The following is an 11,123-nucleotide window of genomic DNA, read 5'->3' on the forward strand; positions in this document are numbered from 1 at the left end:
GGCGGGTGTCGGTTCCGGGGCGGGTGCCGGGTGTCAGGCAGCGCGGCGCAGGCGCAGGGAGTTCCCGACGACGAGCACCGAGCTCGCGGCCATCGCCGCGCCCGCGATCATCGGGTTGAGCAGGCCGGCCGCCGCGAGCGGGATCGCCGCGACGTTGTACGCGAAGGCCCAGAAGAGGTTCTGCTGGATGACGCGCAGCGTGCGGCGCGACAGCCGGATCGCGGTCGCCGCGCTGCGCAGGTCGCCGCGGACGAGCGTGAGGTCGCTCGCCTCGATCGCGACGTCCGTGCCGGTCCCCATCGCGAGCCCGAGGTCGGCCGTCGCGAGCGCGGCGGCGTCGTTGACGCCGTCCCCGACCATCGCGACGACGCGGCCCTCGCGCTGGAGCCGGGCCACGACGTCGACCTTCTCGTCGGGGAGGACGCGCGCGACGACGTCCGTCTCCGCGATGCCGACGGCGCGCGCCGCCTCGAGGGCCGCGCCCTCGCCGTCGCCCGTGAGCAGGTACGGCCGCAGGCCGAGCTCCCGGAGCTCGCGCACGGCCTCGGCCGACGTGGGCTTCACCGGGTCGCGCAGCACGAGCACCGCGCGCGCCCGGCCGTCCCACGCGACGACGACGGCGCTCGCCCCCGACGCCTCGGCCGCCGCGAACGCGTCGTCGAGGGCCGGCTCCGGGGTCACGCCCTCGCGCGCGAGCCACGCGGGCTGCCCGACGAGCACCCGGCGCGCGGTGAGCCCCGCGGCCCCGGCGCCCCGCGAGAGGCCCGAGTGCGCGGTCCGGACGACGGCCTCGACCCCGCCGCCCGGGGCGCTGCGGAAGTCGAACGCCTGCAGCGATCCCACCGCGACGCCGTCGGCCCCGACCCGGGGGCCGTCGTCCGACGCCGGGGCGCCCGCGGGCAGGTCGCGCGCGGCCGCGGTGATCGCGCGAGCGATCGGGTGCTCGCTCAGGGCCTCGACCGCGCCCGCGTGGCGCAAGGCGTCGCGCGCGTCCGCAGCCGCGGGGCCGTCGGCCACGAGCCGGTCGAGCGGCGCGCGGCCCGACGGCGTGACGACCGCCTCGAGCGCCATCGCGCCCTGGGTGACCGTGCCCGTCTTGTCGAGCACCACCGTGTCGACGCGGCGCGTCGACTCGAGGATCTCCGGGCCCTTGATGAGGACGCCGAGCTGCGCGCCCCGGCCCGTGCCGACGAGCAGGGCCGTCGGCGTCGCGAGCCCCAGCGCGCAGGGGCACGCGATGATGAGGACCGCGACCGCGGCGGTGAACGCGAGCTGCGTCCCGGCGCCCGCGAGGAGCCACGCGGCCAGGGTCCCCACCGCGAGCACGAGCACGACCGGCACGAACACCGCGGAGATACGGTCCGCGAGCCGCTGCACCGGCGCCTTGCCCGTCTGGGCCTGCGTGACGAGGCGGCCGATCTGCGCGAGCGTCGTCTCCTCGCCCACGCGCGTCGCGCGCACCAGGAGAGCGCCCGCCGCGTTCACCGTCGCGCCGGTCACGGCGTCGCCGGGGCCGACGTCGACCGGGACCGGCTCGCCCGTGAGCAGCGACGTGTCGACGGCGCTCGACCCCTCGAGCACGACGCCGTCCGTCGCGACCTTGTCGCCCGGCCGCACGAGGAACACGTCGCCCACCGCGAGGTCGGCGACGGGCACGCGCTCGGTGACGCGCGCGCCGTCGGGCCCGGTGCGCGGGGTGCCGTCGGGGGCGAGCAGCACGCGCTCCGCGTCCTTCGCGCCCAGCGCGAGCAGCGACCGCAGCGCGTCGCCCGCGCGCCGCTTCGAGCGGTGCTCGGCGTACCGGCCCGCGAGCAGGAACGTCGTGACGACGGCCGCGACCTCGAAGTAGAGCTCGGGAGCGGCGCCCGCGTGGCCGCGCGACGGGACGAGCGTCGGCTCCATGCGCATCCCGAGCTCGCCCGCGCCGCCCAGCAGCAGCGCCCACAGCGACCAGAGCGTCGCGGCGACCACGCCGAGCGACACGAGCGTGTCCATCGTCGACGCGCCGTGCCGGGCCGCGCGGAACGCCGCCGCGTGGAACGGCCACGCGGCCCACGTGACGACGGGCAGCGAGAGCGCCGCGACGACCCACTGCCAGCCGGTGAACTGCAGCGCCGGGACCATCGACAGCGCGACGACCGGCACGGTGAGCACCGCCGCGACGCGCAGGCGCTGCGCCAGCACGGCGCCGCGGTCGGTCGGGACGGCGCCGTCGTCGGGTGCGGCGGTGGCGCGGTCAGGCCCGGCGGCGCGGTCGGGCCCGATGGCGGGGCCCGGCTCGGTGGCAGGGTCGGCGGAGGTGCGCGGGCCCGCCTCCGGGTCCTCCGGCCGCACCGCCGCCTCGGCGGTCGTCTCGCCCTGATCCGCCGGGGGAGTGCCCCGGTCGGTCGCGGCGGCTGCGCGGCGGGTCGTGACGCGGGCCGTGTAGCCGGCCTTCTCGACGGCCTCGACGAGGTCGGCGTCGGTGACGTCGGTCGCGAGGACGACGTGCGCGGTCTCCAGCGGGAGGTTGACCGTCGCCGTGACGCCCTCGACGCGGTTGAGGCGCTTCTCGACGCGTGCGACGCACGACGCGCACGTCATGCCGCCGATCGCGAGGTCGACCTCGGCGACGGGCCGGGCCTCCGCGGCTCCGCCGGGTGCGGCGGTCGGGGTGGGCGCGGGCTGTGCGGTCATCGGTGGGGCTCCTCGACGGGGTGCGGGGCGAGGTCGCCGCGGTGGTCCGGCGTGGTGGCCGTCGCGGCGTGCGCGGCGCTGCTGGTGGGCGCGGGGGTCGGGGTCGCGGTGGCGACCGGGACCCGGGGTGCCCGACGACGGTCGCGGCCTCGTGCGGTCGAGGCGCGTCCCGCCGTCGGGCACCGGGGAGGTGCGGACCGGGGACGGTCAGGCGCGGGGCGGGACCTGAAGGTCGTACGTCTTCGTCGCGGGGGCGGCGTCGGCGGCGGGCTCGGTGCCGCAGCCGCACGTGCAGTCGTGCGCCTCCTGCTTGTCGGCCGCCTGCTCGGCGTACTGCGCGGCGAGCGCGTCCTGCTGGACCTCGACCGACGCGACCTCGTACCCGGCCTCGTCGACGGCCTCGCGCAGCGCGGCCTCGTCGAGCGGGTCGTCGGAGAAGACCGTGACCTCGGACGTGCTGCCGACGCGGAGCTCGACGCTCACGTTCTCGACGCCGGCGACGGCCTCGAGGTCCTTCGTGACGTGGGCGACGCAGTTGCCGCAGGTCATGCCGGTGACGCCCAGGGTCGTGACGGTGCTCATGGTGCTCCTCGGGTGGTGGGGTGGTCAGCTGCGGACGAGGCGGGCGATGGCGTCGGCGGCCTCCTTGACCTTGGCCGCGCCCTCCGCCTCGGACTGGCGGGCCGCGTCCACGACGCAGTGGCCCAGGTGGTCCTCGACGAGGCCGATGCTCACGGCCTGGAGCGCCTTGGTGACGGCGGAGACCTGCGTGAGGATGTCGATGCAGTAGACGTCCTCGTCGATCATGCGGGCGATGCCGCGCACCTGGCCCTCGATGCGGCGCATGCGCTTGAGGTACGCCTCCTTGTCGGACGCGTAGCCGTGCGGACCGGTGTGGACCGCCTGCTCCTGCTCGACGGCCGTCGCCTCGGTCGTGTCGCTCATGCTCTCCTCCTCGTCCAGGACGCGGTAGCGCGCCCGCCGCGCGGGTGGTGCGGCGGTGATACCCCGTCAGGGTACGCCCCATCATACCCCCGTGAGGTATCCGTCGGGAGGTTCGACGATCCCCTCCGAGCGCATGACACGTGTCATGCCCGTCGGGTGAGGACTCCACCCCGTCCGGTGACGGGCCGCACTGCCGCAGACGCCGTGCCGCCGCGAGGCTGGAAGCACCACCAACGAGAGGCGCACCATGACCGACATCGTCACCGGGCTCCAGGACCTCACGCAGGGCCTGCCGCCCTTCCTGCGCTGGGTCGGGGTCCTGCTCGCCGGCGCGATCCCCTACGTCGAGGCCGAGGGCGCGGCGGTCCTCGGGGTCGTGGCGGGCGTCAACCCGTTCGTCGCCATCCCGGTCGCGATCGTCGGCAACGCGATCGCGCTCGCCCTGGTCGTCTGGGTCATCGGCGCCGCGCGCAGCGGGATCACGCGCGGACGGACCGTCGAGACCACGCCCAAGCGCCAGCGGATGCGGCAGGTGTTCGACCGCTACGGCGTGCCCGGCGTCAGCCTCCTCGGGCCGCTGCTCCTGCCGAGCCACGTCACCGCCGCGGCGATGGTCGGGTTCGGGGCCCCGCGCGCCCGTGTCTTCACCTGGGGCGTCGTGGCCGTCGCGGCCTGGGCCCTGGTGCTGGGCGTCGTCGTGCACCTCGGGGTGAGCGCCGCCGTCGGCTGACGGCCGGTCACGACGCCGTCACGACGGCATCACGATTCGGCACCCGCCGCGCGGTGCCCCGGGCACGCACCTACCCTCCCAAGCATGGGCAGGGGAGCCGGAGCACGACGCGCGCTGCGCGTGGCGGTGGTGTCGGTCGCGCTCGCGGGGACGGGCGTCGTCGCGGCGCCACCCGCGGGCGCGTGCGCGTGCGGCGGCCTCGTCGACGGGCCCGCGTACGACACGGCGGTCTCCCACGAGACCGCGGTCCTCCAGTGGGACGGGACCACCGAGACGATGCTCGTCGAGCTCTCCACGCTGTCGAACGCGCCCGAGGTCGGCCTGCTGCTGCCCACGCCCGCACCCGCCGAGGTCGCGCTCGCCGACCCGCAGGTGTTCCGCGAGCTCGACGAGCTCACCCGGCCGCGCGCCGTCGTCTCCGACACCCGGTGGTGGCCCGAGCTCGGCTTCGGGAGCGGCGCGGACGCCGTGGCGGGCGCGGGCGTCACGGTGCTCGACGAGGTCCGCCTCGGGCCGCTCGACGTCACGACGCTCGGCGCGACCGACACGGGCGCGCTCGACGCCTGGCTCACCGAGCGCGGGTTCCAGCTCCCCGAGACGATCCGGACGGCCCTCGCCCCCTACGTCGGCGAGGGCTGGTCGTTCGTCGCGGCCCGGCTCGCGCCCGAGGAGGCCGCCGCGTTCGACGGCACGCTCCAGCCGCTCCGGGTCACGTTCCCGAGCGGCTCGCTCGTCTACCCCATGCGCATGTCGGCCGTCGCGGAGGACACCCAGAGCACGCGCACGTACGTCCTGGCCGACCACCGCGTCGACCGCGTCGACCCGACCGCCGAGGCGCACGAGCCGACCGTGCGCTTCGCCGGCCGCCTCGACCCGGCGGACGTCGCGTCGGAGGAGCTCGCGGCGCTGCTCGCCGCCGGCGGCTTCGTCACGGCCCACGAGCAGGTGTTCACCGAGCCGGCGACGCAGATCGTCTCCGACTTCTCCTTCGCCCCCGCCGCCGCGGACGTCGCCTTCACCCCGACGTACGCCGTGGTCGCCGAGAAGCGGATCGGGCCGTTCTTCGCCGGGCCCGTCCTCGCGTTCGCCGGCGTGCTCGCGCTCGCGGCGCTCGTCGTCTGGCGAGGCCGACGACGCCGCGCGCCCTCGCCCGCCCTCGCGCCGCACCCCGCGCGCGCCTGAGCGACGCGACCCGGCCCGCTGCCCGGGTCACCCCGTACGGGCGAGACGCGCGGTTCGCCGCGACACGCGGCACCGCCGGGTGTTCCATGGAGGCGAAGCGGGAGGCGCCCGGGCCCAGGCCGTCGGGAGCCGGCCCGTCACCTCGGCAGGGGAGTGACCATGACGATCCAGGACCCGATCCTCACCGCCTTCTCGCGCACCGCGAAGCAGGTCTGGTACTGGCCGGTGATCCGCGGCGTGCTCGCCATCCTCTTCGGCATCATCGCGCTCGCGTGGCCGGACAAGACGGCGGCCGTCGTCATCTGGGTGATCGGCATCTTCGCCGTCGTCGACGGCATCGTCGAGATCGTCGAGGGCATCCGGCGCCGCGGCACGGGCAGCGGCACCGCGCTGCTCGTGACGATGGGCGTCCTGAGCCTCGCGGTCGGCGTCGTGCTGCTCGTCTGGCCGGGCAAGACCGCGATCGTGCTCACCTGGATCGTCGGGTTCTGGGCCGTGGTCTACGGCCTGTTCCAGACGGTCGCGAGCCTCGACCTGCGCAAGGTCCCTGGGAGCGGGTGGGGCTGGGGCGTCGTCGCCGGCCTGCTCGGCATCGTCTTCGGTCTGCTCGTGCTGTTCAACGTCAACGCCGGCCTGGTGTCGATCGTGTGGCTGCTCGCGCTCTTCGCGATCGTCTGGGGCGTCATGCTCATCGCGTTCGGCGTCCAGATCCGCTCGCTCGGCCGACAGGCCGGACGCGCGGCCACACCCGGCACGTACTGACCCCCGCCGACCACGGGGTTGCTGTCGTTCTGAGCGTCAGAACGACAGCAACCCCGTGCTCGGCGGGTGGGACGCTCCGGCCTGGCGCCGTCAGGCGGGGCGGGCCTCCGCGGCCGCGCGGGCGGCGGCGGGGAACGCGTCGAGGATGCGGGCGACGGCGGTGTCGTCGTGGGCGGCCGAGACGAACCACGCCTCGAACACCGACGGCGGCAGGCTGACCCCGGCGTCGAGCATCGCGTGGAAGAACGCGCGGTACCGGAACGACTCCTGCGCCTGGGCCTGCGCGTAGTCGCGCACGCCCGCGGTCGCGGCGAGCTCGCCGAACATCACGGAGAAGAGCGAGCCCGCGCGCTGCACGCGGTGCGGCACGCCCGCGGCGTCGAGCGCGGAGCTCACCGCCGCCGACAGCACGCCCGCGACCTCGTCCACGCGCGCGTACACCGTCTCGTCGGCCAGCCGCAGCGTCGCCAGGCCCGCGGCGACCGCGACGGGGTTCCCCGAGAGCGTGCCCGCCTGGTAGACGGGTCCGAGGGGCGCGAGCTGGTCCATGACGCTCGCCGGTCCGCCGACCGCGGCGACGGGCATCCCGCCGCCCACGACCTTGCCGAAGGTGAACAGGTCGGGCGTGTAGCCGTCCGCGCCCTGGCCGCGCAGCACCGCGTTCTCGAGGCCCCACCAGCCGCTCGGCCCGACGCGGAAGCCCGTGAGCACCTCGTCGAGGATCAGCAGCGCGCCGTGCGCCGCCGTGATGCGGCGCAGGCCCTCGTTGAAGCCCTCCGCGGGCGGGACGACGCCCATGTTCGCGGGCGACGCCTCGGTGATGACGGCCGCGATCTCGGAGCCGCGCTCCGCGAACGCCGCCTCGACCGCCGCGAGGTCGTTGTACGGGAGCACGAGCGTCTCGGCCGCCGTCGCCTCGGTGACCCCGGCCGAGCCGGGCAGGGCGAGCGTCGCGACGCCGGACCCCGCCTCGGCGAGCAGCGCGTCCACGTGCCCGTGGTAGCAGCCGGCGAACTTCACGACGAGGTCGCGCCCGGTCACGCCGCGCGCGAGCCGGATCGCGGTCATCGTGGCCTCCGTGCCCGTGGACACGAGGCGCACGCGCTCCGCGGCGGGCACCCGGCGGCGGATCTCCTCCCCGAGCTCGACCTCGCCGAGCGTCGGCGCGCCGAACGACAGCCCGCGTGCCGCCGCCTCCTGGACCGCGGCGACGACGTCGGGGTGCGCGTGCCCGAGCAGCGCCGGGCCCCACGAGCACACGAGGTCGACGTACTCGCGGCCCGCGACGTCGGTCACGTACGGGCCGCGCGCCGAGGCGAGGAACCGCGGGTCGCCGCCCACGGACCCGTAGGCGCGCACGGGCGAGCTGACGCCGCCCGGGAGCACGCCCTGCGCGCGCACGAACGCGGCGTGGTTGTCCGCCCCGCCCGCGCCCGGCGCGCCGAACAGCGCCGCGTCCTGCGCCTGCACGGCCTCCGCCGTCCCGAAACCGCCCGTGTCCGTCATGCCCGCGTCCTTCCGTCGTTCTCGTCCAGCCAGCCCGCGAGCTCCGTCGCCCAGTAGGTGAGGATCACGTCCGCGCCGGCGCGCTTGATGCCGAGCACCGACTCCGTGACGGCGGCGCGCCGGTCGATCCAGCCGTTCGCCGCGGCCGCCTCGATCATCGCGTACTCGCCCGACACCTGGTACGCCGCGACGGGCACCGCCGACATCTCCGCGACCGCCGCGAGCACGTCGAGGTACGACCCGGCGGGCTTCACCATGACCATGTCCGCACCCTCGGCGAGGTCGAGGTCGGCCTCGCGCAGGCCCTCTCGGGCGTTGCCCGCGTCCATCTGGTAGGTGCGGCGGTCGCCCTGGAGCGCCGAGTCCACGGCCTCCCGGAACGGCCCGTAGAACGCGCTCGCGTACTTCGCGGAGTACGCGAGGATGCCCACGTCGTCGAACCCGGCGGCGTCGAGCGCCTCGCGGATCACGGCGACCTGGCCGTCCATCATGCCCGACGGCGCGACGACGTCCGCGCCCGCGCGCGCCTGCGCGACGGCCATCGAGGCGTAGCGGTCGAGCGTCGCGTCGTTGTCGACGACGACGCCCCCGTCCCGGCCCTCGGCGAGCACGCCGCAGTGCCCGTGGTCGGTGAACTCGTCGAGGCACGTGTCGGCCATGACGACCGGCCCGCCGCCCGCGTGCTCACGCGCCGCCTCGACCGCGATCCGGATGCCGCGCTGCAGGATGCCGTCCTCGGCGTCCGCCTGGGTGCCGGTCGCGTCGCGCTCGGCCGGGATGCCGAAGAGCATGACGCCGCCGACCCCGGCGCGCGCGGCGTCGCGCACGGCGTCCGCGAGCGTCGCCTCGGTGTGCTGCACGACGCCCGGCATCGACGAGATGGGGCGCGGCGCGTCGAGGCCCTCCTTGACGAACAGGGGGAGCACGAGGTCGGACGCGTGCACGCGCGTCTCGCTGACGAGCCGTCGCACGCGCGGGCTCGTGCGCAGGCGGCGCGGCCGGTGGTGCCCGACGGGGAGCTGGTGGGTCACGAGGGGTCTCCTTCGGGGGTCGGGTCGACGCCGGTCGTGCCGGCGGCCGGGGCAGCGGCCGGGTCGTCGGGCAGGGCGGCGGAGCCGGCGGTGGTGCGGGTGGCGGCGAGCGCGCCGACGAGCGCGGCGGCCAGCGCGGCGTCGGTCGGGCGCTCCGCGACGGCATCGAGCCGCAGCCCGACGTCGCGCGCGGCCCGGGCGGTCGGGTCGCCGATCGCGACGCCCACGACGTCGTCGCGCGGGCCGAGCTGCCGCGCGACCTCGCGCGCGACGCTCCCCGAGGTGAGCACGACGGCGTCCACCGCGCCCGCGCGCCACGCCGCGACGACGTCCGGCGCGAGCGTGTGCGTGACGGTGCGGTAGACGGTGACGACGTGCGGGACGTACCCGAGGTCGTGCAGGCCGTCGTGCATCGTCGGCGCCGCGAGGTCCCCCTGCGGCAGCAGGACCACACCTCTACCTCGCGAGGTAGAGCCCTGGTCCCTCGAGGTAGAGCCCTGGTTCCCCGAGGTAGAGCCGCGGTCCGCCGGGGTAGAGGCCTGGTCCGACGGGGGGAGGGCGGCGAACGCGGCGACGAGGCCGCGGGCGGAGTTCTCGTCGGGCTCGAGCTCGACGGTGACGCCGACCGCCTCCAGGGCGCGGCGCGACGCGGGCCCGACGGCGGCCCAGCGGGCCCGGCGCGCGGCGTCGCCGAGGTCGACGCCCTGGCGGGCGGCGCTCGCGACGAGCTCGTCGATCGCGTTGACGCTCGTCACGACGACCCACGCGAAGTCGCCGTGGACCAGGCGGGCGAGGGCGCCGTCGACGGGCGCGGTGTCCTCGACGGGCGCGCGCTCGATCGCCGGGCTGACGAGGACGCGGGCGCCCGCGTCGCGGAGCGTCGCCGCGAGGCCAGCGGCGCGCTCGGGCGCACGCGGGACCAGGACGGTCCGACCGGCGAGCGCGTCGGCCCGGCGGGCCGCGTCCAGGTCGTCCACCGGCCCCACGGCGTCCACGGGGTACCCAGCGTCCACCGGGGCACCAGGGTCCACCGCGCCCGCCGTGCCACGCGCCGGGAGCGGGGGCACCACGGGCGCGGGCCCCCGCGACGGGTCGCGCAGCGGTCCGGGGCTCATTCCGCCGCGCCGCGGTAGCCGCCGTCGCGGAGCTGCTCGCGGGCAGCCTCCACGGCGCGGTCGGTCGCCGGGGCCTCCGCGGCCGGGGCGTCGAGGACAGGGGTGCCCGCCCCGGTCTCGCGCAGCGGCGCGAGGCGCGCGGCGCCGTCGGCGAGGAGCGCGTCGGCGACGCGGGCACCCAGCCCGCGCGCGACGTCGTCCCGGGCGGTCGCGGCCGCGGCGAGCGATCCGGCGCTCGGGGGGAGCGCGGCGCGCGCGGAGTGCGTGAGCTGCTCGGCGCCGTCGACCCGCGCGACGACGGCCGTCAGCGCCACGTCGCCGTCCTCCACGACGGCGTGCGCGCCGACGGGGGCCGCGCACCCGGCCTCGAGCCGGCCGAGGAGCGCGCGCTCGGCGAGCACGGCGAGGCGCGTGGGCTCGTGGTCGAGGTCGTGCAGGGCGCGGGCGAGGACCGGGTCGTCGAGCGACGACGTGCGCACCTCGACGGCGAGCGCGCCCTGCCCGGCGGCGGGCGCCATGATCGCGGTGTCGATCACCTCGGACACGGCCTCGAGCCGGCCGAGGCGGGCGAGCCCTGCGTACGCGAGCACGACGGCGTCGAGGTCCGCCTCCTCGCCGAGCGCCCGAGCGAGGCGCGTGTCGACGTTGCCGCGGATGTCGACGACGTCGAGGTCGGGCCGGACGGACCGGAGCTGCGCGGCGCGCCGCGGCGACCCGGTGCCGACGCGCGCGCCGCGCCGGAGCGTCGTGATGGTCAGGCCGCCGCGCGCGCACAGGACGTCGCGCGGGTTCTCGCGCTCGGGCGTGACGACGGTGAGCCCCGGTGCGGGCTCGGTCGGGAGGTCCTTGAGGGAGTGCACCGCGACGTCGCACCGGCCGTCGAGCAGCGCCTCGCGGAGCGCGGTCACGAAGACGCCCGTGCCGCCCATCTGGGCGAGCGAGCCGGTGAGCACGTCGCCGTCGGTGCGGATGCGCACGATCTCGACGTCGCGGCCGGTCAGCTCTTCGAGGCGGCGGGCGACGTGGCCGGTCTGGGTCGTCGCGAGGGCGCTGCCGCGCGTGCCCACGCGGAGGGGCGTCGTACCTGCAGGACTCACGGAACCAGTCTCTCCCCACTTCGGCATTCCACGAAAATGTGCACGTCACGGCGCGGGAATGATGCGGGGAGTGACGTGG

General features: G+C 76.7%; 10 protein-coding genes. 3 read left to right on the top strand and 7 right to left on the bottom strand.

What is annotated here, in order from left to right:
• Nucleotides 1-33 precede the first annotated feature (33 nt).
• The 3 genes from RSE42_RS01500 to RSE42_RS01510 all read right to left on the bottom strand — a co-directional run bounded on the left by RSE42_RS01500 (nt 34) and on the right by RSE42_RS01510 (nt 3,621).
• A complete protein-coding gene (locus RSE42_RS01500) occupies nt 34-2,676 on the bottom strand; it encodes a heavy metal translocating P-type ATPase (RefSeq protein ID WP_415297690.1) in 2,643 nt (880 codons plus the stop codon).
• Nucleotides 2,677-2,883: 207 nt separating this feature from the next.
• The gene (locus RSE42_RS01505; RefSeq protein ID WP_137279901.1) at nt 2,884-3,258 is read right to left on the bottom strand and encodes a heavy-metal-associated domain-containing protein; all 375 of its coding nucleotides are present in this window, start codon (nt 3,256-3,258) and stop codon (nt 2,884-2,886) included.
• A 24-nt stretch (nt 3,259-3,282) separates the two neighbouring features.
• Nucleotides 3,283-3,621 (bottom strand): metal-sensitive transcriptional regulator, encoded by a 339-nt coding sequence (locus RSE42_RS01510; RefSeq protein WP_061267062.1) that lies wholly within the window; start codon nt 3,619-3,621, stop codon nt 3,283-3,285.
• A gap of 247 nt (nt 3,622-3,868) precedes the next feature.
• On the opposite strand from RSE42_RS01510, the gene RSE42_RS01515 reads away from it, so the two are divergent.
• From RSE42_RS01515 to RSE42_RS01525, 3 genes are all read left to right on the top strand, one after another.
• A complete protein-coding gene (locus RSE42_RS01515; RefSeq protein WP_021483345.1) occupies nt 3,869-4,351 on the top strand; it encodes a hypothetical protein in 483 nt (160 codons plus the stop codon).
• An 84-nt stretch (nt 4,352-4,435) separates the two neighbouring features.
• Entirely contained in the window at nt 4,436-5,533 is a 1,098-nt protein-coding gene (locus tag RSE42_RS01520; protein WP_085386779.1) for a DUF2330 domain-containing protein, read from the top strand.
• Nucleotides 5,534-5,692: 159 nt separating this feature from the next.
• Nucleotides 5,693-6,295, top strand: a complete 603-nt coding sequence (locus RSE42_RS01525) for an HdeD family acid-resistance protein (protein ID WP_043658622.1) — start codon at nt 5,693-5,695, stop codon at nt 6,293-6,295.
• 90 nt (nt 6,296-6,385) lie between these two features.
• On the opposite strand, the gene hemL is transcribed toward RSE42_RS01525, so the two are convergent.
• The 4 genes from hemL to hemC all read right to left on the bottom strand — a co-directional run bounded on the left by hemL (nt 6,386) and on the right by hemC (nt 11,071).
• Nucleotides 6,386-7,801 carry a glutamate-1-semialdehyde 2,1-aminomutase gene (gene hemL, locus RSE42_RS01530; RefSeq protein ID WP_415297691.1) on the bottom strand — a complete coding sequence of 472 codons (1,416 nt, stop codon included), beginning with the start codon at nt 7,799-7,801 and terminating at the stop codon, nt 6,386-6,388.
• Nucleotides 7,798-8,832, bottom strand: a complete 1,035-nt coding sequence (hemB, locus tag RSE42_RS01535) for a porphobilinogen synthase (protein WP_396049548.1) — start codon at nt 8,830-8,832, stop codon at nt 7,798-7,800. Before hemB ends, hemL begins: the two co-directional genes overlap by 4 nt.
• Nucleotides 8,829-9,845: a uroporphyrinogen-III synthase gene (locus tag RSE42_RS01540; protein ID WP_415297692.1), complete on the bottom strand. Its 1,017-nt coding sequence runs from the start codon at nt 9,843-9,845 to the stop codon at nt 8,829-8,831. Before RSE42_RS01540 ends, hemB begins: the two co-directional genes overlap by 4 nt.
• Nucleotides 9,846-9,943: 98 nt before the next feature.
• Complete coding sequence (hemC, locus tag RSE42_RS01545; RefSeq protein WP_378225782.1) at nt 9,944-11,071, bottom strand: hydroxymethylbilane synthase; 1,128 nt, start codon at nt 11,069-11,071, stop codon at nt 9,944-9,946.
• Between the last annotated feature and the right edge of the window lie 52 nt (nt 11,072-11,123).

The organism is Cellulosimicrobium sp. SJTW-1 (genome assembly GCF_047716875.1).
GTDB lineage: Bacteria > Actinomycetota > Actinomycetes > Actinomycetales > Cellulomonadaceae > Cellulosimicrobium > Cellulosimicrobium funkei.